Here is a 22229-nt window from a genome sequence, read left to right on the forward strand (position 1 = left end):
TACACGGGAGTTACTCGTGTATGGCAAAGCGATGAGAGGCTAGTTCCTCGTATTTCGTGCCTGGACGACCGTAGTTGGCATAGGGATGGATGCTGATGCCGCCACGGGGAGTGAAAAGTCCCACAACCTCAATGTATTTCGGGTCCATGAGGCGGATGAGGTCTTTCATGATGATGTTTACACAGTCTTCGTGGAAGTCGCCGTGGTTGCGGAAACTGAAGAGGTAGAGTTTGAGGCTCTTGCTTTCCACCATCTTCACGTCGGGAATGTAGCGGATGACAATCTCGGCGAAATCTGGCTGTCCGGTGATGGGACAGAGCGATGTGAACTCAGGGCAGTTGAATTTCACCCAGTAGTCGTTCTCTGGATGCTTGTTAGTGAATGTCTCAAGCACTTCTGGAGCATAGTCCATTGCATATTCCGTTTTCTTGCCTAATGCCTTCAGGCCTTCGTCTGTTCTTGTTGTCATAATTTTATCAGTTGTCGAATTCCTTTATCTTGAAAATGTTATAATCGATGTCGTTATCGAAAGTGTCAGTTTCTTCATATCGCTTTGTGGCTCTCACCACTCGTATGGTGATAGGGAGAATGAGAACCTCGTAGAGCGTCTTCAGGAAAATCTGTGAAATGATGAGCACAGGGATTTCCCCGTTGGGCACGACTCCCCAAAGAGCTATGGGGAAGAAGATGACAGAGTCGGCAGTTTCGCCGAACACAGTGCTGAGAATGGCACGCAGCGAGAAATGCCTGCCGCCTGACGACACCTTCATGCGGCTCATGACGTAGGCGTTGATGAACGAGCCTACGATGAAGGCAAGGAAAGAGGCGAAGGCTATGCGTGGAGCTAAGCCGAAGATGGCGTGGAAGCCTGCGTCGTTGGTCCAGTAGGGTGCTCCAGGCAGTGCGTCGCAGAGTGCGCCGAAGCTGACGAAGATGAAGTTCATGGCGAAGCCGTACCAAATAAGGAGGCGGGTCTTGGAGTAGCCCCACACCTCGCATACGCAGTCGTTGATGATGTAAGACACAGGGAAGACGATGAGACCTCCGGTGAGGCTTAACGGTCCGAGTGTCATCTGCTTTGTTTCCAATACGTTTGCCGTGATGAGGCAAACGCAGAAGAGCATGCCGAAAAGCATGAACAGCACGCTCACTTGGCGTTTGTTTTCTTTCATGTTGTTGTTTTTTAGAGGAGGTTAGACAATGACTCCTGTGTGTGGTGGATTAATGTTGGATGGCGCTATATAGAAGGAAGGATAAATAGGCTGCGAAGCCTGCCGTGAGCACGGCACCTTCCCATCTCTCCACCCTAAGTTTAGTGAAGGAGAACAGCCAGAGAACGAGCATCGACAGTCCCATGGTGGAGATGTCGACTACGGAGATGCCGTTGATCTGCATGGGGCAGATGACTGCCGTGGTGCCGAGAATGGCGAGCGTGTTGAACACGTTGCTTCCTATGACGTTGCCAATGGCCATGGCAGAGTTGCCTTTCTTTGCAGCCACCACGCTTGTGGCGAGTTCTGGCAGTGAGGTGCCGCCAGCCACTATGGTGAGTCCTATGATGCCTTCACTTACGCCGAGTGCCGTGGCCACGTTGGATGCCGACTCCACGAAGACGTTGCTGCCATAGATGAGCATTGCCAGTCCAAGAAGGAAGAACATGGTGTTTTTGGCTATGCTTTCTTTCTTGGCTGAGGTCTGTGGTGATGGTTGCTGCGGTGTGGCTTTATGTGCCGTCTTTAGTGTCACTCCCATGAATGTGGAAAAGATGACAAGCAGTATGATGCCGTCGAGGCGGCTTATCACATTGCCGTTGATGGAAGGTGAAAGGCTGTCGAAACAAAGACAAAGGAACACTACCGCCGAGGCGATGGCCCATAGCATGTCTTTGCTCACTGTAGCTCGTGTGACGCTAATAGGAGTCACCATGGCGGTGACGCCCACTATGAGCAGCACGTTGAAGATATTACTTCCCACCACGTTTCCCACTGCCATGTCGGGAGTGCCCTTGATGGCCGACATGAAGCTTACGAAAAACTCCGGTGCCGATGTGCCTGCGGCAACGATGGTTAGTCCGATGACCATCTCCGGTATGTTCATCCTTCTTGCCAAGGCAGACACTCCTGCAGTGAGGCGGTCGGCGCCGTATAGCACAGCAGCTATGCCCAGCACTATCAGTATTATGTCGAGAATCATATTTTCAAGTTATTTTTTTGGGGTAAGTATTTCAAGCACTGTCTTGGGGAAATATTCCTTTTCCAGTTGGTGTACTTTTTCTGCAATGTCATCCACACTGTCGAGCGGAGAGAGTGGGGTAGAGACCTGAAGAATGGTCTCGCCACCATCGCATACCTCGCTGACGTAGTGTATGGTGATTCCCGTTTCCTTCTCGCCGTTTTCTTTCACCGCCTCATGCACGTGGTTGCCGTACATGCCCTTTCCGCCGTACTTTGGCAGCAACGAGGGATGTATGTTGATAATGCAGTTGGGGAAGTGGCGTATGAGGTAGGTAGGCACCATGAGCAGGAAGCCAGCCAATACGATGAAGTGTATGTTGTGGTCGGTCAGCATCTGTATGGTGCGCTGTTCGTCGGCAAAGTCAGTCTTTGTCCACACCACCGACTCCACGCCGAGTCGTGAGGCCCGCTGCAGTGCATAGGCGTCGGGGCGGTTGCTAACAAGCAGTGTTACCTGTGCGTTGTCGTTTCCGTGCAGGAAACGGGTGATATTCTCAAAGTTGCTTCCGTTGCCGGAAACGAAAACGGCTATTCTCTTCATAGTATTTATTCTTCGTCTTCCCAATCGTCGTCAAAATCGAAACTGTCGAATGTAGGTTCGATAAATGCGTCGAGTGAGCGTCGTTCTTTCTTTGTAGGACGTCCAGTGCCTCGCGCCCTGTCAACGAATCCGCTGATGCGGTTCATCTCGAGCAGTTCGTACTGGTCTGGTGTAGTGACATTCTCGTATATTTCAGGAAGCAATTTTGCTCCTACTCTCATTTCTATAGCTTTAAGCACTTTGAAGGAATAAGTGACGGGAGGCTTTCTCACAGCCACCACTTCTCCCACCTTCACCGGTCGTGAAGGTTTCACGTTTACATTGTTAATGGTGACGCGTCCGTTTTTGCATGCGTCAGCAGCAATCGATCTTGTCTTGAAGATGCGTGCCGCCCAAAGCCATTTGTCTATTCTTGCTTCCATGATAATTGTATCTCCCTACCTCTTCTTGTTAAATGTGTTCATTGTGAAGTCTACCCCAGACAAGACGAAGCTCTTGATTATCTCGCATGCTGTTTCAATCTTTGGGGTTAGCACCTTCATTTCCTCGTCGTTATACTTTCCGAGCACCCACTGAATCTGCATTCCACGTTGGAACTCGTTGCCAATGCCCACTCTGAGCCGGCAGTATTGTTGGGTTCCGAGCACCGACTGGATATTGCCTAACCCGTTGTGTCCAGCATTGCTTCCCGATGCTTTCAGACGCAGCGTGCCGAGAGGCAGTGCGAGGTCGTCGACGATGACGAGCAGTCGCGTGATGTCGATATTCTCCTTGTTCATCCAGTATCTTACGGCGTTGCCGCTAAGATTCATATACGTGCTTGGCTTCAGCAGTATGACCTTTCTTCCCTTGATGGACGTTTCGGCCACGAATCCGTATCTGCGGTCGTCGTAAACAATATTGGACGCCTTCGCAAAGGCGTCCAATACCATAAATCCTGTATTGTGTCTGGTCATGTCGTATTCGTCGCCGACATTTCCCAGTCCCACTATCAAGTATTTGTCCATTACTGAGCGGCAGCGGCAGCAGCTGAACGAGATGCACGTGTAGCCTTCACAGAGCATACTACCACCTCAGCAGGAGTAGAGAGTGTAAGACCTTCGAAGTTCAGTTCGCCAACCTTGATGCTCTTGCCGAGCTGGAGGTTAGTAACGTCGATGTCGAGGTGCTCAGGAATAATCTGGTAAGGAGCTGTAACGTTGATCTTGCGGATTGAGAGGTTGATACGACCACCGTCGCGAACACCCTGGGCAAGACCGTTGAGCTTAACAGGAATACCGATAGTGATAGGCTTCTGGTCGTTCACCTCATAGAAGTCTGCATGCAGCAGAGCGTCTGTAACTGGGTGGAACTGAAGTTCCTTCATCACTGCAGTGTGGCTTTCGCCGTCGATGATGAGATTGATGACATAGATGTGAGGAGTGTAAACCACCTTGCGGAGCTCGCTCATAGGACAAGCGAAAGATACAGCCACTGGCTTACCGTTCTCGTCTTTCTTCTCACCGTAGATGTTGCATGGGATGAGACCCTCTTTGCGCAGCAGTTTAGAGGCCTTTTTGCCGAGGTCGTTGCGCTTCTGACCTGTTACGTTAATTTCTTTCATTGTAATAAAAAATGTGTTACTCTAAATTAAGTGTTATAAAGCTGCTTAATTCACCATCACACGAAAAATATCGCGATATGCCTGAAAAAGCGGTGCAAAGGTACTATTTTTTACTGAAACACACAAGTAAAATGAAAAAAAATGCAATATTTCTCTTAATTATTTGCATTATAGAGGAAAAATGTCTAATTTTGCAGCACGAAAAAGACAGAGACAAAAAAATATGATTAATCGAGAATTAATAAGAGTAAAGGTAGTGCAGCTTACATACGCTTACTATCAGAACGGTAATAACAATATTGATGCGGCCGAAAAAGAGCTCGTGTTCAGCCTTTCAAAAGCCTATGACCTCTATAATTATTTACTGTCGCTTATGGTTGCAGTGACAAAGGAGGCCAGGGAGTATTATAATGTAATGGACAGGAAGGCAAGAAGAGAGCAGACTGAACGCCCGTCGATGAGATTCGCCGACAATCGCTTCGTGCTTCAGTTGGAGAATAACCGCATGCTCAATGAATTCCTTGAAAACAAAAAAATGACTTGGGAAAAGCATGTGGAATATGTGAAGAGATTATTCCAGAGAATTCTTGATGCACAGTTCTATAAAGACTACCTGAAAAGCGACAACGACTCTTATGAACACGACAAGGAAGTATGGAGAAAAATATACAAGGCTTTTATCATGGACAATGATGACCTGGAGGAATTGCTCGAGGATGATAGCCTGTATTGGAATGATGACAAGGAAATAGTAGATACTTTCGTGGTGAAAACCATAAAACGATTTGAGGAGAAAAACGGCGTGAAGCAACCGCTGCTGCCGGAATATGACAGCGAGGAGGACAGGGAGTTTGCAAGAAAGCTCTTCAGAGCCTCAATACTAAAGGCCGACGAGTTCCAAAGATATATGAACGAGGCTTCGAGAAACTGGGACTTCAGCCGACTGGCTTACATGGATGTGGTAATAATGCAGATTGCCATTGCAGAGATGATGACATTCCCGAATATTCCCATTAATGTGACCATAAACGAATTTGTTGATCTCGCAAAGCTATACAGCACACCAAGAAGCGGTAGCTACATCAATGGTATGCTCGACGCAATAGCACGAAACCTCATTGCAAACGGAAAATTGCTTAAGTCGATGCCTGGCATTGTAGACACGGTCGACAACAATGAAGACGTACAACAATAGATTTTTAATTCACACCTTATTAATATAAAGAAAGACAATGACAACAGTAATCTTGGCCGCACAGGCTGGCGGCGCTAATGGAGGCGGAATGAGTATGCTGATAATGATGGTGGCACTGTTTGCCGTCATGTGGTTCTTCATGATCAGACCACAGCAGAAGAAGCAAAAAGAAATACAGAAATTCCAAAACGCACTGACTGAGGGTATGTCGGTGGTCACTGGTGGCGGCATTTACGGCACTGTAAAAAAGGTCGACATAGCTGCCGGTATCGTAGAAGTGGAAATCGCAAAGGGCGTGACCATTAGGGTGGACAAGGGCTACGTGTTCAAAGATGCGACTGCCCAGTTGGCTAAATAACACACTGTAGATGACCATAAGGCGCATCATATCACATAAGGTCAGGAATTTCCTGTTCAGCACTGTGAATGGGGAATTTCTGATTTTTTTGTTCTTCTTGTGTCTCTCGGGGATTTTTTGGCTGCTAATGACACTAAATATCACTTACGAGAGAGAGTTCAAGGTGCCGGTGAGAATAGTCAATGTGCCGGAAAACGTCGTGTTGACTTCTGATGAAACCGACACCATAAGGGTCGTGCTGCGCGATAAGGGATTGGTGCTCGTGAGGTATTACTACGGAAAGGGTCTAAAGCCATTGGACCTCAACTTCAAAAACTATGCCCGAGACTCGAAGGGAACTACCAGCGTCGGAATGGCTGAGTTGGCAAGACTGCTGTCAATGCAACTGTCGGCATCAACAAGAATCGTTACTACGAAAAACGAAAAGGTAGACATTTTCTACAACTACGGAAAGAAAAAAAACGTACCCGTGAAATGGCATGGGAATGTGGTTCCGGAACAGATGTACTTCATATCAAACGTGGAATATCTGCCTGACAGTGTGCTCGTTTATGCATCAGACGAACAACTCGACATAATACAAGCAGCTGTCACTGAGCCCATTGATGTGAGCAATTTCCGTGACACTCTTACGGTAGAGTGTAAGATAAAGAAAATAAAGGGCGTGAAATTCGTACCTGAAATGGTGAAAGTGAAATTCATGACCGACGTGCTTACAGAAGAAAGCATCGGAGATATTCCCGTGACAGGAATAAATGTGCCCGAAGGAAAAGTGCTGCGTACATTCCCGTCGAAAGTAACAGTGAAATTTGTGACAGGAGTGAACCAGTTTAGAAAAATTGAAAAAAAGGACTTTGTAGTGGTGGCTGACTATAATGATGTAGCAAAGGGTAATTCCGAAAAATGCAAGATACAACTGAGGTCTGTGCCGCATGGTGTGTCAAGGGCATCGCTCAGCGTGAAAGAGGTAGATTATCTTATAGAAGAAGAATGAACGGAAGAATAGCGATAACAGGAGGAATAGGCTGCGGAAAGAGCTTCGTGGCGGAAAAGTTGAGGGAAAGGGGAATTGACGTGTATGACTGCGATGGGGCTGCCAAAAGGCTCATAGCAAAGTCGCAAGACATTCATAGACGGCTCACTACATTGATAGGCAGTAACGCATATCTGCCAAATGGAGAACTGAATAAGGCTGTCGTGGCTGAGTTCTTGCTCGCATCGGACGACAACAACAAGGCAATAAACGATATCGTGCATCCTGCCGTGGCAGACGACTTCATAAGGTCGGGCGTGGAATGGATGGAGTGTGCTATACTTTACGAATCGGGATTCGACAGACTCGTGGACAAGGTGGTGGCGGTTACGGCACCAGAGGAGGTTAGGGTAGAAAGAATTATGAAGCGTGACTGTATTTCAAGGCAGAGGGCCTTGGAGTGGATAAAAAGGCAAATGCCACAGGACGAAGTGCGCAGACGCGCTGATTTTGAGATAATTAACGACGGAAGACAGAATGTCGACTGTCAATTAGATAAAATATTAACTATATTATTTTAGAAAATGTTACAGACAATATTAGCAATTTCCGGTAAACCCGGACTTTACAAACTGGTTTCAAGGGCTAAAAACAGCTTGATTGTGGAGATTCTCGACGAAACACACAGAAGAATTCCGGCTTTTGCCTCCGACCGGATAACATCACTTGCCGACATCGCAATGTATACCGAGGGAGACGATGTACCATTGGCAAAGGTGCTTGAGAACCTGAAGAAGCTGGAGGAAGGAAAGCCCGCCTCAATAGATTTCAAAAAAGCCAAGGGAGACGAACTGCGTGATTATTTCGCTAAAGTGCTTCCTGACTTCGACCGTGAACGTGTACATAACAGCGACATAAAGAAACTTATACAGTGGTACAACATTCTTGTCGCCAACGGCATTACAGACTTCGAAAACGAAATGCAGCCTACTCAGGGTGATAATATAGACGACCGAATGGAGTGAAAGAAAAAATAGGATATACTACCGATGAGTTTTTCGGTATGATAGTTGATGCCGTCGATGGGCTTGATGTATCATCGACGGCATCATTATTGTCTTTTTACCATTCCCTCGACAAGGTGTTGCGCATTGCCGTGACACAAAGGGTGGGGGACTTCGACATTGCCTTCGCTGCCGGACTGTTTGCCAAAACCGATTTCCTGTCAAAGCAAATGGAATTGGACAAAAACATCAGAAGGCGCATCAACGAGACAAGAAGCAGAATGAGACATCTGCTGGAGGAAGGGGAAAACCTGAAAACGGCTTGGCCACACGACATGAGGGCTGTGGCGGAGTTCATAAGCGCAGTGTATGACAATGCCGACATTCCGGCAAAACTGACAGGCCTATTTCCTGCAACCCAATTGCCACAGAACAAGCAACGGTTGCTGGCCACCAAAATCAGGGTAGTGGCTACAAGGGTGGAAGGAAACAGGATAATAGCAACACTGGAATCTACCGGCGAGGAGATCGTGGTGGTCTGCAGGCAAAGCCAGACTTATCTCGCTGCCATTGTGGCCAAGGGTGACCAAATGAATCTCGTGTTGCCAAGGAAGGCGGAAAACGGCATAGAGGCTGAACATATTATACTACATCCCGACTTGCTTGTGAACATCACGACAGTGGCATCATGCTTCGAAGACTATGCCACCGACGCACGCCTATACATGCTTAACAAGATAAGACCACAGGAAAACACCATACACACCATACTTGGTAATTTCGCTGGCATGATGCTTGACGACGCTGTGCACAAACGTGACACGGAATATAACAAGGCCATATTGCGATACTGCCGCGACAACGCTATCGAAATGGCGTCATGTGCCGACACGCTCGGGGCAGATTTCCATCATCTTGCACAAAAACAGATGAGTCATATAAAAAATGTGGTGGACAAAGTGATGCCGCAGCAAGTAAATGGCTTTGACCCAAAGGAGATATTGCTCGAACCGTCGTTCATCTGTGAGATGCTTGGACTGCAAGGACGAATGGACCTCCTGCAGCTCGACTTCAGGGTGCTTGTGGAGCAGAAGGCGGGAAAGGGCGTATTTGGATATGGGGAAAGGCCGGGGGAACAACCGAAACAAAAGACTAAACACTACGTGCAGCTATTGCTGTATATGGCTGTTCTGCACTATAGCTATAACATCCCTTCGGCGGAAATATACTCGTTCTTGCTCTATTCACGCTACGAAAAAAGCCTGCTTCAGCTTGGGGCGGCACCGGAACTGCTGAACGAAGCGATAAAGATAAGAAACCTCATCGCCTGGACCGAGTATTATCTTGCCGACAAAGGATTTGGGGTGTATGAGAATATGAGTGCTGATGCCATTGCTGTGAACCAAGCGCAGAGAAAGTTCTTCGAGCGGTTCATCTGTCCGAATATCGACTCACTGCTCAAACCGCTCAGAAACGCATCGGAACTGGAAAAGGCGTATTTCAGGTGTTTCATGAGGTTTGTACAAAGAGAAAGCATTCTCTCCCGAACAGGCACAAAGGAACGGGATGACGAGGGATTCGCACAGGTGTGGCTGCTCAATGCCGAAGAAAAGGCAGAGGCAGGCAACATCTATTACAGGCTCACAGTTGACAAAGAGGCGTTTGAAACCGACCACGCAGGCGCTGTGCTTACTGTGACGTTGAGGTTTCAGCAGGATAACACGAAAGGGGAGAGTGCGTATGACAGCGACACATCCAACTTCCGGACGGGGGATATGGTATTGCTATACCCATATCCGGCAAAGGCCTCACCCGACGCAAGAAGGACGATGGTGTTCAGGGCTACTATCATCGACATTATGACATACGGACTGAGATTGGGTCTCAGTTCGCCACAGACTGACATTAACGTGTTTCTCAAAAACCACAAGTGGCTTTGGGCAGTGGAACATGCCCAAGGCGACTCCGGTTCAAGTGCCGTCTTTGCCAGCATCTACTCGTTGCTGTCTGCCACCGACGACCGCCGCTCGCTCGTGTTGTCGCAACGCAATCCCTTGGTAGACAAATCGGTAGGGCTTATAGGTGATTATGGACAGTTTAACTCACTGGTGGAGAGGGCAATGCAAGCCCGTGACATCTTCCTCGTAATCGGACCTCCAGGCACCGGCAAGACTTCTTTTGCCATGCTCAACATCCTCAGGGAGGAACTGAGACACGAAGACTCGTCGGTGTTGTTGCTTTCCTATACCAACAGGGCCGTCGACGAGATGTGCAGCAAACTCATGGAGTCGGGCATAGACTTTCTCAGGGTGGGTAACCGTCATGCCTGCGAGAAGGCCTATCTGCCGTATATGGTGGAGGAGAAAATATCAGGATGCAAAAAGCTGTCTGACATTGTCGGCATCTTAAAGGGAACGCGAGTAGTGTGTGCCACGGTGTCAACTCTCAACTCCCATGCGGAACTGTTGAGGATGCGCCATTTCTCATTGGCCATAGTTGATGAGGCTTCACAGATTCTCGAACCGTATATTGTGGGTATCCTTTCGGCAAGAAACGGCGACGGTGAGTCGTCGATAGGGCGTTTCGTGCTTATAGGCGACCATAAGCAGTTGCCGGCGGTAGTGTTGCAAGGTGAGGCAGACACGCGGGTTGCCGACCCCTTGTTGGCTGACGCTGACGTGACAGACTGTCGTCACTCCTTTTTCCAACGGTTGCTACGTCGTTATGCAGCAAATGAAGACATCACATATATGCTTACGCGCCAAGGCAGGATGCATCGTGACATAGCCTCTTTTCCAAGTGCCGCTTTCTATTCCGGAAAGTTACAGCCTGTTCCGTTGCCACACCAGGAGTGCGAGTTGCCGGGAACGACGGAAGGCGACAACTCTCCATACGAGACCCTGTTGCTCACAAGGCGAGTGGCGTTCATCGACGTACCAAGTCCTCCACAGTCGTCCTCCGACAAGGTAAACACCCTCGAGGCCGAAATCATTGCGCGCATAGCTGTCGCAGCCTACCGACTGCGTGAAGGCCGTTTCTCCGTCCGGCAGTCGTTGGGAATAATATTACCTTACCGCAATCAGATAGCCACAGTAAGGAAGGCCATCGACCGTTATGGCATAAAAGAACTCCACGACATCACTATCGACACCGTGGAGCGTTATCAAGGCAGTCAGCGCGATGTGGTGATATATGGATTCACCATCCGGCATCGCTATCAGCTTAACTTTCTTACGTCAAATGACTTTGAGGAGGATGGGGTTGTCATCGATCCGAAATTGAATGTGGCTATGACTCGTGCCCGAGAAAATCTAGTGCTTGTAGGAAACAAAAAGCTGTTGAGCTTCGACCCCGTGTTCAGAAGGATGATAAACTCCTTGAACTCCATAATAGGTATGAATGCATAGATTCTTTTGCGGCGAAGGGCGGGTGAAACACCCGCCCTGCTATATATAATTAAATAATGTGTGCCCCTTATTTCTTTTCCTTCAGCAAGTCACGGATTTCAGTAAGCAAGAGCTCTTCCTTGGAAGGAGCAGGCGGAGCGGCAGGAGCTTTCTCCTCCTCCTTCTTCTTTTTCTTTGCTAACTTATTGATACCCTTCACCAGCAAGAACACACAGAAGGCAATGATGGTGAAATCGATGATGGTCTGTATGAAAGCACCATAGTTGATGGTGGCAGCAGCAAGTTCCTCTTCACCGATTTTCACTGTAGGCAGCTCACATTTCAGGTCAGAGAAGTTTACGCCACCGATAAGCCATCCAATAGGAGGCATGATGATATCGTTGACGATAGAAGTGACGATCTTTCCGAATGCACCACCGATGATAACACCGACAGCCATGTCTACAGCGTTGCCTTTCACGGCAAATTCCTTGAACTCGTTGATAAATTTACCCATACTTTAATTTTTTTATAATAATTAATAATGATTTTGCTGCAAAATTAAAAAAAAAATTGTAACTTTGCGCCCGAAAAGGAGAAAATAGTGCATCCGGAGCGCAAAATACAAGGTCTAAGGGCTTAAACAAGCGTATTTTCGGGTATTTCAGATAACATAGACATATTTTAACCCTTTAAATAATAATAAAGAAGTAAAATGATTAAGATTGGTATTAACGGATTTGGTCGTATCGGCCGTTTCGTATTCCGCGCAGCTCAGACTCGCGATGACATTCAGGTTGTAGGTATCAATGACCTTTGCCCAGTAGACTACCTCGCATACATGCTGAAGTATGACACAATGCACGGCGCTTTCGACGGTACTATCGAGGCTGATGTTGAGAACAGCAAGCTTATTGTTAACGGCAAGGAGATCCGCGTAACTGCAGAGCGCAACCCAGCTGACCTGAAGTGGAACGAGGTTGAGGCTGAGTACGTAGTTGAGTCTACTGGTCTCTTCCTGACCCAGGAGAAGGCACAGGCTCATATCGATGCCGGCGCAAAGTACGTTGTAATGTCAGCTCCTTCAAAGGACGCTACTCCAATGTTCGTATGCGGTGTAAACTTCGACAAGTACGAGAAGGGAACACAGTTTGTTTCTAACGCTTCTTGCACCACAAACTGCTTGGCTCCTATCGCTAAGGTTCTGAACGACAAGTTCGGCATCACCGATGGCTTGATGACAACCGTTCACTCTACAACAGCTACTCAGAAGACCGTTGACGGACCTTCTATGAAGGACTGGCGTGGTGGTCGTGCCGCTTCTGGCAACATCATTCCTTCTTCTACAGGTGCTGCTAAGGCTGTAGGTAAGGTTATTCCTGAACTCAACGGCAAGCTCACTGGTATGTCTATGCGTGTTCCTACTCTCGACGTATCTGTTGTTGACCTGACTGTTAACCTCGCTAAGCCTGCTACATACGCTGAGATCTGCGCAGCTATGAAGGAAGCTTCTGAGGGCGAACTGAAGGGTGTTCTGGGTTACACTGAGGATGCAGTGGTTTCTTCTGACTTCCTTGGTGACACTCGCACTTCTATCTTCGACGCTAAGGCTGGTATCGCTCTTACCGATACATTCGTAAAGGTTGTATCTTGGTATGACAACGAGATCGGTTACTCTAACAAGGTGCTCGAGCTCATCGCACACATGAAGAAGGTTAACGGCTAATTTGCTCAACCGCTATCACAAAGAAATTAAGCCGCCCGGGCCTTCCGGACGGCTTATTTTTTGGCTTGACATACAATAATGGATTATGAAAAAGATGATAACCATTCTCGGACCGACGGCAAGTGGAAAGACAACACTAGCAGCGAGACTTGCCTCTGATATCGGGGCTGAGATTATCAGTGCTGACTCAAGACAGGTGTACCGCGGCATGGACATCGGTACCGGAAAAGACCTTGCCGACTATATGGTCGATGGGGTAATGGTGCCGTATCATCTCATCGACATTGCCGAGCCTGGCACAAAATACAACCTCTTTCAATATCAGCACGATTTCCTCAGAGCATACAACGATATCAGGGATAGAGGAAAAAACGTGGTGCTGTGTGGAGGCACCGGACTATACCTCGAATCGGTGATAAGGGAGTATCGCCTTGCCAGTGTGCCCGAAAACAAGCAGTTGCGACAGAGTCTTGAGGGAAAATCACTCGGCGAACTGACTGAAATGCTCATGGAACTGAAGAAGAAAAACTCTTCCGCGATGCACAACACCACCGATGTGGACACTGCACAAAGGGCGATAAGGGCTATCGAAATAGAGACGTTCAATGGCGAACACCCTGCAAGAAGTGCCGACATACCTCATATCGAGTCGCTGGTAGTTGGAGTGGATATAGATCGTGAAGAAAGAAGGAGAAAAATCACCTGCCGACTGAAGTCAAGGCTCCAGGATGGCATGGTGGAAGAAGTGAAAGGGCTGATAGACAGGGGAATACCTGCTGAAGACCTTATATATTATGGCCTTGAATACAAATATGTCACCGAATATGTCATTGGACGTATCAGCTACGACGAGATGTTCCGGCAACTTGAAATTGCCATTCACCAGTTTGCAAAGAGGCAGATGACATGGTTTCGTGGAATGGAAAGGCGGGGCATCAACATACATTGGATAGACTCAACATTGACAACAGAACAAAAAATCGAAAACATAAAAAAGCTATGGCTGTAGACGAAAAGAGATGGGGCATACTGTTTTGCCCGAAACAATCCGCACGACGTTCAAGGAAGTATCTTGAGCGATTGGAAAAAATACTGGCTGAGAAGGGGGTGGCTTACGACCTGGTGCAAAGCGAATCGACTAAGGGTGTGGCCCGGTTGGTCAGAATGCTTGTCAATAACGGCTATAAGACAATAGTCGTGGTGGGAGGCGACTCTGCACTCAACGAAGCCGTCAACTGCCTTATGGAAAGGCCTGTAGAAGAGCGGGCCGGCATTTCTCTTGGAGTCATACCTTACGGAGTGCTCAACGACTTTGCCAAGTTCTGGGGATACAAAGAAGGCGACGTGCCATCCACCATCGACAGCATCATCAGCCATCGCGTGAGGACTGTAGACCTCGGGTTGATGACATACGTCGACAAGGAGGGAATAAGCCATAACAGATATTTCATCGACTGCATAAATATCGGTCTCATAGCTGACATGATGAATCTGCGGCGTCAGACACGAAGTCTTCTGGGCTCTAGAAGCCTGTCGTTTGTCGTGTCGGCACTGTTGTTGGTGTTCCACCGCATGGAATACCGGATGAAACTGAAGATAAACAACGACATGGTGGACCGCAAGGTGATGAATGTGTGTATAGGAAGCGGACCTGGTTACGGACAGACGCCAAACGCGGTGCCGTATAATGGTATGGTAGACGTATCGGTGGTAAGGTCCACCGGGTTGTTACAACTTCTGGAAGGCTTCTGGCTGTTGTTTACCGGAAGGTTTCTCAACCATCGTGGTGTTACTCCATACAGGGCCCGTAAGGTAGAGATAATGAAGGCCTCGCACGCATATGTCGGAGTTGACGGCCAGCTGGTAGGAAAGTTGTGCGATTCCTGTACCGTGACAGTTGAGCAGGAAGTGATCAACTTCATCATACCTTCATAAACAATAGTAAAGACTCAACATTTGGACCTGTGGTCGCTCATCCTCTTGAAGCGATCAGCTGTAGCAGTTTTTCGTTCAGTATCTTTATTTTCTTTCCGTCAAGTTCCACCACCTTCTCAGACGCAAACGCTGACAGGGTGCGTATGGCGTTGTTTGTAGTCATGCCCGAAGTGTTGGCAAGGTCTTCGCGGCTTGTATTAAGGCACAATGTCATACCGTCATCCTCAACACCATATTTCTCCTTCATGGCAAGCAGCGAGTCTGCCACCCCTTGCCCTAACATGCTTCTGCGTAAGGTTGACGGTGAGAAGGTCGGCGTCTCCCAGCATGGAGGCGAGAGTCTTGATAAAAAGCACGGCCACCTTGGTGTTTTGACATATTATGCGCTTAATCACTTCAACAGGAATGAGACATAGGGTGGACTCTTCGAAAGCGGAGGCACTGGTGGTATAGTCCTCGCCCGAAAAGGCGGCCCTAAATCCGAAAAGTCCTGTCGGCTTTATGAATCTTATGATTTGCGACCTTCCGCTCGCCCCGCTTTTATACACCTTCACCTTTCCCTTGATGAGAACGAAGATGTGGCTTGGTTGCTGGTTTTCCTTATAGATGAGTTCATGTTTGTCGTAAATCCTTATTTCCGCATTCTCTTTCAGATACAGTCTTTGTTCGTCGTTCAGCATACCCCATAACTCGGGTATGGAATCGGCAATGCCGTTCTCGTTATTCACTGTGATTACAATCATTTTACCAAGTTGATATTTGCGGGGCAAAGTTACAAATAAAAGACCAAATAAACGAATTTTAAGGTGAAAATGTTACCAAAACATGAAAAATACGACTTTTTCTGCAAAAAAATGATTTTTTATTTGGTGGAAAGAAACAAAATTATTACTTTTGGGGTGGATTGGAGAAAGATGCATAAAAACCTGTTCAAAAATCCACTTAAAACAATAGTTACAACTAACATCGTAAAAATTACCTTAAGATAGGAACTATGAGTTATCTACGATTTGAAAAAGCTGTAATGACCAATCTTGAAGAGTCACTACGACGCGAATTACTGAGAACAAATCGCTCAGGTGCCTACGCTTGTTCAACAGTCGTCGACTGCAACACGCGAAAGTATCATGGCTTGCTGGTTGTTCCAGTACCGGAACTTGACGATGAAAATCACGTCTTGCTCTCCTCTCTCGACGCCACCGTGATTCAGCATGGAGCAGAGTTCAACCTCGGTCTCCACAAGTATCAGGGTAATAATTACAGTCCAAAGGGTCACAAGTACATCAGGGAATTCGATTGTGACAAAGTACCAACAACCACCTATAGAGTAGGAGGTGTAGTGTTAAAAAAGGAAGTAGTGTTCCAGCACTATGAAGACCGTATCTTGTTGCGATATACGCTTGTCGACGCCCATTCGGCCACGACTTTGCGTTTCCGTCCGTTTATGGCTTTCCGAAGCGTGCGTCAGTTCACGCACGAGAACTCTACGGCAAGCCGTGCTTATGAGGAAGTGGACAATGGTATACGCACATGCATGTATGCAGGATATCCTTATCTCTATATGCAGTTCAGCAAGGAAAACCAGTTTGTTTTCCAGCCCGACTGGTATAGGGGCATTGAATATCCCAAGGAGCAGGAACGTGGATACGCTTCCAACGAGGACCTTTACGTTCCTGGTTATTTCGAGATGCCGATAAAGAAAGGCGAAAGCATCGTCTTCGCGGCGTCTACAAGCGAGATAAAGACAAAGGGACTGAAGAAACTGTTCCAGGAGGAGGTCGACAGCCGCTCGCCACGCGACAATTTCTTCCATTGTCTTGTTAATGCAGCACACCAGTTCCATATCCGTGAGAAAAACGACGACCGTTATCTCATTGCAGGATATCCTTGGTTCAAGTGCCGCGCAAGAGACACGTTTATCTCCCTCCCCGGACTCACACTCGCCATTGACGAGCAGGACTATTTCGAACTCGTGATGCAAACCGCATCGAGAGCCCTCCGCGAATTTATGGCAGGAAAGCCGCTCACAGGTAAGATATATGAGATAGAGCAGCCTGACGTGCCCCTGTGGGCTATTTGGTCTATACAGCAGTACGCAAAGTTTGCCGGACGCGAAAAGTGCTCTGAGATGTACGGCAATCTGCTTGAGGAGATTATTCACTACATCATCGACGGCAAGCATCCAAACCTGCGTCTCGACGACAACGGACTTCTCTATAGCAACGGACGCGACAAGGCTGTGACATGGATGAACTCCACTGCCTACGGACGTCCCGTAGTGCCGCGCTCTGGATATATCGTTGAGTTTAACGCACTTTGGTTTAATGCGCTAAAGTTCTGCGCAAGCATTGCCAAAGACAACGGACGCGAGGAGGAAGCTGCGGAACTCGAGGATATGGCAAAAATTACCGGCGAGTCGTTTGTCAACACCTTCCTCAACGAGTATGGATATCTCTTCGACTATGTCGACGGCAACATGATGGACTGGAGCGTCCGTCCAAACATGATCTTCGCCGTGGCTTTCGACTACTCTCCACTGTCGAAGGAGCAGAAACGCTCAGTGCTCGACGTCTGCACACGCGAACTGCTCACACCAAAGGGACTCCGCTCGCTGTCGCCAAAGAGCGGCGGCTACAATCCGATGTATGTGGGCCATCAGACGCAGCGCGACTATGCTTACCATCAGGGCACCGCATGGCCATGGCTCGGAGGCTTCTATATGGAGGCATGCCTGAAATTATACAAGAACACGCGTCTGAGCTTCATCGAGCGACAGATGGTGGGCTACGAGGACGAGATGAACTACCATGCACTGGGCTCCATATCCGAGCTGTTCGACGGCAACCCGCCATTCCATGGCAGGGGCGGCATGTCGTTCGCCATGAATGTGGCAGAGGTGCTGCGCTCCATTAAGCTCCTCGCGTTACAATATACATATCAGAAATAAAAACAGGAGGACTATAATATGAAAGTATTAATGTTTGGTTGGGAGTATCCTCCTCATGTGTTTGGTGGTCTTGCCACGGCAAACTATGGCATCAGCCAGGGTCTTCACGCCCAGGGCGACGTTGAGACGGTGCTGTGCCTTCCACGCCCGTTTGGTGACGAAGATACAAGCGCCTGTCGCATAGTGGCAATGAATTGTGTGCCCATCGCATGGCGCGACGTGGACTATGACTATGTGAAAAACCGTTGCGGCAACGTGATGTCGCCTGAATACTACTTCAAGCTGCGCGACCATATCTATGCCGACTTCAACTATATGAACGTCAACGATCTCGGAGCCATGGAGTTTGCCGGTGGTTATCCCGGAAACCTTCACGAGGAGATCAACAACTACTCTATCATAGCCGGACAGGTGGCAAGAACAGAGGAGTTTGACATCATCCATGCCCACGACTGGCTCACCTATCCAGCCGGCATTCATGCCAAGCAGGTGAGCGGCAAGCCTCTGTGCATCCACGTTCATGCCACCGACTTCGACCGCAGCCGCGGAAAGGTGAACCCTACCGTTTATTCTATAGAGAAAAACGGTATGGACTGGGCAGACTGTATCATGTGTGTGAGCGAGCTCACCCGACAGACCGTCATCAACCAGTATCATCAGGACCCGCGCAAGTGTTTCACCGTCCACAATGCCGTTTATCCTCTTAAGAAGGAGTACGACGAGATACCACGTCCAGACCATACAGGCAAGGAAAAGGTGGTTACGTTCCTTGGACGCATCACTATGCAGAAAGGACCGGAATATTTCGTGGAGGCTGCCAACATGGTGCTCAAGCGCACCAGCAACGTGCGTTTCTGTATGGCAGGTTCGGGCGACATGATGGATGCCATGATCTATCTCGCTGCCGAGCGCGGCATCTCCGACCGTTTCCACTTCCCCGGTTTTATGCGAGGCAAGCAGGTCTACGAGTGCCTGAAGGATTCCGATGTTTATGTCATGCCTTCCGTGAGCGAGCCGTTCGGCATCTCGCCTCTCGAGGCCATGCAGTGCGGCACACCGTCCATCATCTCAAAGCAGAGCGGATGTGCGGAGATTCTCAACAATTGCATCAAGGTTGACTATTGGGACATACATGCCCTTGCCGACGCCATCTACTCCATCTGTGCCAACGAGAGCCTCTTCAACTATCTGAAGGAAGAAGGAAAACGTGAGGTTGACCAGATCACATGGGAGAAAGTCGGTGCATGGATTCGCACTCTCTACCTCCGCACATTAGGGTGGAACTGATAAAACAATAATTAAAAACAAAGAATAAAAGTTCATATTATGAAAACAATATGCTTATATTTTGAGATACACCAGATTATTCATCTCAAGAGATACCGTTTCTTCGACATAGGCATCGACCACTACTATTATGATGACTATGAGAACGAAAGAAGCATCACCGAGATTGCCGAGCGTTCCTACATGCCGGCATTGAATACACTCGGCGACATGATAAAGGAAAACAACGGGCTGTTCAAGGTGGCATTCTCCATTTCCGGAGTGGGAATGGAACAACTTGAAATGCACGCTCCACAGGTCATTGCCAAGCTCCAGGAACTCAACGAGACTGGATGTGTGGAATTCCTTGCCGAGCCTTATAGCCACGGACTCTCGTCATTGGCTAACGAAGAGGCTTTTGCCGCCGACGTGAAGAAGCAGTGCAAGAAGATGAAAGACTATTTCGGAAAAGAGCCTACCGTGCTCCGCAACTCTTCCCTCATCTACAGCGACGACATCGGTGGACAGGTGGCTGCCATGGGCTTCAAGGGCATGCTCACCGAGGGCGCAAAGCATGTGCTCGGATGGAAGTCGCCGCACTACCTCTACAACTGCAACATCGCTCCGAACCTCAAGCTCCTGTTGCGTGACGTGGAACTGAGCGACGATATCTCACTGCGTTTCAACAACAGTGAGTGGGAGGGCTATCCACTCTTCGCCGACAACTATATCAACCGTATAGCCGCCCTGCCCGAAGAGGAGCAGCTCATCAACATCTTCATGGAACTCTCAGCATTGGGAATTGCACAGCCGCTTTCCTCAAACATCCTCGAGTTCATGAAAGCCCTGCCTGCCTGTGCCAAGGAAAAGGGCATCACCTTCTCCACTCCTTCAGAGGTGTGTGCAAAGATTAAGAGTGTGGCTGCCATCGACGTGCCCGACACTCTGTCGTGGGTTGACGAGGAGCGCGACGCGAGCTGCTGGCTTGGCAACGCCATGCAGCGCGAGGCCTTCGAAAAGCTCTACAGTGTGGCAGACCGTGTGCGCATTGTCAGCGACCCGCGCCTGTCTCAGGACTGGGACTACCTGCAGGCTTCCAACAACTTCCGCTTCATGACCACAAAGCCGTCGAACGTAGGTCTCGATCGTGGCATCTATAGCGGAGCCTTCGACGCCTTCACCAATTATATGAACATCCTCGGCGACTTTATCAGCCGCGTAAAAGCCCTCTATCCGGAGGAGATTGACAATGAGGAACTCAACGCCCTCATGACCACCATCCGCAATCAGGGCGACGAGATAGAGATGAAGGACAAGGAGATAGTTCGCCTGAAGACCAAGATCGAGAAGATGCAGGCCTCGGAAGAGAAGCTGAAGGCAAAGCTCGAGAAAGCGAAGCCGGCCGCCAAGACAACCGCCGCCAAGGCTCCAGCGACAAAGAAAAGGTGTGTAAAGAAAACCACTGAAGAGTAATAACAAGCAATCCCTCTCCGCCACCACGGAGAGGGATTTTTAATTAGGCGGATGCTCATGTTTGCTCATAGAAGGGACATCCTACAAACCTTACTACACCAATTCCATATTTAAACAGAGTTTTATGAAATATAAAGTGCTAATATTATCTAAGGGTATCGATTTTCCTGAATCTGATCTGGATAAGATCAAAAACAAGAGAATAGAAGACTCGGTAATCTCCTCAACAGACACCATTGAAGTGTTGACATCAGATGATGGCAGCGAAGATATTGATGTCTTCGTGGGTATAGGTGATAAGGCAGAAGAAGCAAGATGCCGAGCGCAAAAAGCGAAGAAGCCATCCCTTCTTTGCGACATGAATTGCTCTAAGGCTGATTTGAAAGATATTGATGCCACAATTCCTTATACATGGGGACTATTCAGCAAAAACAACAAGGACAAGGAAAAGGCTTTTCTTAAGCATTTCAACTTGTCATTTGTCTATGACGATGCCGAAGATATCATGGATTATATTGCTTCGCTGGTATTCCACATGCTTGAGGAGTTTTCTTACCATAGCAAGTATAATAAAGATATTGGATATAAGAAACAGGCTGAGTTCATCCACGAATTCACCCAGTTCTATCTCGACAAGATGAAAAAGTTGGTGGCAGCAGAGGGTTTCGTAAGAGAAGACATCAAGGACGACTTCTACCATATTATATATAGGTATAGACCAAAAGATTCCAATAAACCTTTCCATTCTATCGACGGACGCGACTACGACTTCGTGATAGAATACCACCGCGGCAAGCCCTCCGAGGGCATCTACTATGGCATTAAGGGAGAGGTGACATCTGGCGACCTGGAGGAGCAATGCGAGAAGTTCCGAAAAGAGTGGCCAAACATATTCATGAAAGAACATAAGAACAGAAATTCCCTTTCAGATTTACAAAAGGCTACGACAGACATTCTTAATGATACTTTTTTATGGAAAGATTTTCTGAAGTGCTTTAAGCCGACAGATAATTTTAGCAAAAGACGATATTGGCTCTTTTGGATTACACTCAATGATGACGAGGACGTTATCAGTGTAGCGGCACTTGCCGTAAAACTAATCTCAAAATCGTTTGCAGAATATCTGTGGAATGATACAGTTTTTGTGGACAGGGAGAATGAAAAGCGCAAGGGAAGAGGACGCCCAAAGAAATGGGACAAGAAGGATATTTATCTGCGCATACCATATTTTTCTAATGAGGCATACGATAAATTATGCGAGGCGTATTATGGAGAAAGGGAAATAATTGAAGAATGGATAGAAAAGTTGGAAACAAATGAAATCATACGGAAAGAGAATCTGTATGAAAAGTGCTATCGGCTCAATATAGATTCTAAAGTTTTCATCCATGACTATGTAAAGAAATCAAGTAATAATGAGAATATTAAATCGCCTTTCATAATTGTAAAGCAAAAAAAGAAAATGTATTACTACGATTTGCTCGACAGATTGTTTCTGCAAAAAGATGGTAACAGATCTATAGGATATTATCGCAGTGTAGATTAGAATTAATGATTATTATTTTTCACGTGGAAAATATTTAGAATA

The 22229-nt window shown here is 47.8% G+C and carries 21 protein-coding genes and 1 pseudogene; 13 read left to right on the forward strand and 9 right to left on the reverse strand.

Annotated elements, in window-relative coordinates; all coding sequences use genetic code 11:
• Positions 1 to 10: 10 nt before the first annotated feature.
• Genes queF through CIK98_RS09575 form a run of 7 tightly spaced genes read right to left on the reverse strand, consistent with a single transcriptional unit; the run spans position 11 to position 4378 of the window.
• A complete protein-coding gene (gene queF, locus CIK98_RS09545) occupies positions 11 to 469 on the reverse strand; it encodes a preQ(1) synthase (protein ID WP_094384004.1) in 459 nt (152 codons plus the stop codon).
• A gap of 7 nt (positions 470 to 476) precedes the next feature.
• The gene (locus tag CIK98_RS09550) at positions 477 to 1172 is read right to left on the reverse strand and encodes a queuosine precursor transporter (RefSeq protein WP_094384005.1); all 696 of its coding nucleotides are present in this window, start codon (positions 1170 to 1172) and stop codon (positions 477 to 479) included.
• Between the two features lie 49 nt (positions 1173 to 1221).
• Entirely contained in the window at positions 1222 to 2193 is a 972-nt protein-coding gene (locus CIK98_RS09555) for a calcium/sodium antiporter (protein WP_094384006.1), read from the reverse strand.
• A gap of 9 nt (positions 2194 to 2202) precedes the next feature.
• Positions 2203 to 2775, reverse strand: coding sequence for a phosphoribosylglycinamide formyltransferase (gene purN, locus CIK98_RS09560; RefSeq protein WP_094384007.1), 573 nt, complete (start codon positions 2773 to 2775; stop codon positions 2203 to 2205).
• 5 nt (positions 2776 to 2780) lie between these two features.
• Positions 2781 to 3197, reverse strand: a complete 417-nt coding sequence (locus CIK98_RS09565; protein WP_172409894.1) for an RNA-binding S4 domain-containing protein — start codon at positions 3195 to 3197, stop codon at positions 2781 to 2783.
• A gap of 15 nt (positions 3198 to 3212) precedes the next feature.
• Positions 3213 to 3782, reverse strand: a complete 570-nt coding sequence (gene pth, locus CIK98_RS09570; protein WP_094384009.1) for an aminoacyl-tRNA hydrolase — start codon at positions 3780 to 3782, stop codon at positions 3213 to 3215.
• On the reverse strand, positions 3782 to 4378 hold the full coding sequence (locus CIK98_RS09575; protein ID WP_094384010.1) for a 50S ribosomal protein L25/general stress protein Ctc: 597 nt from the start codon (positions 4376 to 4378) through the stop codon (positions 3782 to 3784). Before CIK98_RS09575 ends, pth begins: the two co-directional genes overlap by 1 nt.
• Before the next feature lie 223 nt (positions 4379 to 4601).
• On the opposite strand from CIK98_RS09575, the gene nusB reads away from it, so the two are divergent.
• The 6 genes from nusB to CIK98_RS09610 all read left to right on the forward strand — a co-directional run bounded on the left by nusB (position 4602) and on the right by CIK98_RS09610 (position 11315).
• Positions 4602 to 5573, forward strand: coding sequence for a transcription antitermination factor NusB (gene nusB, locus CIK98_RS09585; protein WP_094384012.1), 972 nt, complete (start codon positions 4602 to 4604; stop codon positions 5571 to 5573).
• 37 nt (positions 5574 to 5610) lie between these two features.
• On the forward strand, positions 5611 to 5931 hold the full coding sequence (gene yajC / locus CIK98_RS09590) for a preprotein translocase subunit YajC (RefSeq protein WP_094384013.1): 321 nt from the start codon (positions 5611 to 5613) through the stop codon (positions 5929 to 5931).
• Between the two features lie 127 nt (positions 5932 to 6058).
• Positions 6059 to 6925, forward strand: a complete 867-nt coding sequence (locus tag CIK98_RS09595; protein WP_253249689.1) for a CdaR family protein — start codon at positions 6059 to 6061, stop codon at positions 6923 to 6925.
• A complete protein-coding gene (coaE, locus tag CIK98_RS09600) occupies positions 6922 to 7485 on the forward strand; it encodes a dephospho-CoA kinase (protein ID WP_094384015.1) in 564 nt (187 codons plus the stop codon). Before CIK98_RS09595 ends, coaE begins: the two co-directional genes overlap by 4 nt.
• A gap of 3 nt (positions 7486 to 7488) precedes the next feature.
• Complete coding sequence (locus CIK98_RS09605; RefSeq protein ID WP_094384016.1) at positions 7489 to 7929, forward strand: DUF5606 domain-containing protein; 441 nt, start codon at positions 7489 to 7491, stop codon at positions 7927 to 7929.
• Positions 7926 to 11315 (forward strand): ATP-dependent helicase, encoded by a 3390-nt coding sequence (locus CIK98_RS09610; protein WP_141210497.1) that lies wholly within the window; start codon positions 7926 to 7928, stop codon positions 11313 to 11315. Before CIK98_RS09605 ends, CIK98_RS09610 begins: the two co-directional genes overlap by 4 nt.
• Positions 11316 to 11382: 67 nt before the next feature.
• On the opposite strand, the gene mscL is transcribed toward CIK98_RS09610, so the two are convergent.
• Positions 11383 to 11811 carry a large-conductance mechanosensitive channel protein MscL gene (gene mscL / locus CIK98_RS09615; RefSeq protein WP_094384018.1) on the reverse strand — a complete coding sequence of 143 codons (429 nt, stop codon included), beginning with the start codon at positions 11809 to 11811 and terminating at the stop codon, positions 11383 to 11385.
• Positions 11812 to 12009: 198 nt separating this feature from the next.
• Here mscL and gap point away from each other — a divergent pair, with 198 nt between their 5' ends.
• The 3 genes from gap to CIK98_RS09630 all read left to right on the forward strand — a co-directional run bounded on the left by gap (position 12010) and on the right by CIK98_RS09630 (position 14955).
• Positions 12010 to 13020: a type I glyceraldehyde-3-phosphate dehydrogenase gene (gene gap, locus CIK98_RS09620; protein ID WP_094384019.1), complete on the forward strand. Its 1011-nt coding sequence runs from the start codon at positions 12010 to 12012 to the stop codon at positions 13018 to 13020.
• Between the two features lie 85 nt (positions 13021 to 13105).
• On the forward strand, positions 13106 to 14029 hold the full coding sequence (gene miaA / locus CIK98_RS09625; protein ID WP_094384020.1) for a tRNA (adenosine(37)-N6)-dimethylallyltransferase MiaA: 924 nt from the start codon (positions 13106 to 13108) through the stop codon (positions 14027 to 14029).
• Positions 14020 to 14955, forward strand: a complete 936-nt coding sequence (locus CIK98_RS09630; protein ID WP_094384021.1) for a diacylglycerol kinase family protein — start codon at positions 14020 to 14022, stop codon at positions 14953 to 14955. The genes miaA and CIK98_RS09630 overlap by 10 nt, the downstream gene beginning before the upstream one ends.
• Positions 14956 to 14992: 37 nt before the next feature.
• Here the strand turns inward: CIK98_RS09630 and CIK98_RS09635 are convergent.
• Positions 14993 to 15698, reverse strand: a pseudogene (locus CIK98_RS09635) (Crp/Fnr family transcriptional regulator).
• Between the two features lie 251 nt (positions 15699 to 15949).
• Between CIK98_RS09635 and CIK98_RS09640 the strand changes: the two are divergent.
• From CIK98_RS09640 to CIK98_RS09655, 4 genes are all read left to right on the forward strand, one after another.
• Positions 15950 to 17902: a glycogen debranching enzyme N-terminal domain-containing protein gene (locus CIK98_RS09640; protein ID WP_094384022.1), complete on the forward strand. Its 1953-nt coding sequence runs from the start codon at positions 15950 to 15952 to the stop codon at positions 17900 to 17902.
• Between the two features lie 18 nt (positions 17903 to 17920).
• Positions 17921 to 19189, forward strand: coding sequence for a glycosyltransferase family 4 protein (locus CIK98_RS09645; RefSeq protein ID WP_094384023.1), 1269 nt, complete (start codon positions 17921 to 17923; stop codon positions 19187 to 19189).
• A 39-nt stretch (positions 19190 to 19228) separates the two neighbouring features.
• On the forward strand, positions 19229 to 20641 hold the full coding sequence (locus tag CIK98_RS09650; RefSeq protein WP_094384024.1) for a glycoside hydrolase family 57 protein: 1413 nt from the start codon (positions 19229 to 19231) through the stop codon (positions 20639 to 20641).
• Positions 20642 to 20765: 124 nt separating this feature from the next.
• Positions 20766 to 22187: a hypothetical protein gene (locus tag CIK98_RS09655; protein WP_094384025.1), complete on the forward strand. Its 1422-nt coding sequence runs from the start codon at positions 20766 to 20768 to the stop codon at positions 22185 to 22187.
• Positions 22188 to 22229: the final 42 nt, after the last annotated feature.

This window comes from Prevotella sp. P2-180, from assembly GCF_002251435.1.
Classification (GTDB): Bacteria; Bacteroidota; Bacteroidia; order Bacteroidales; family Bacteroidaceae; genus Prevotella.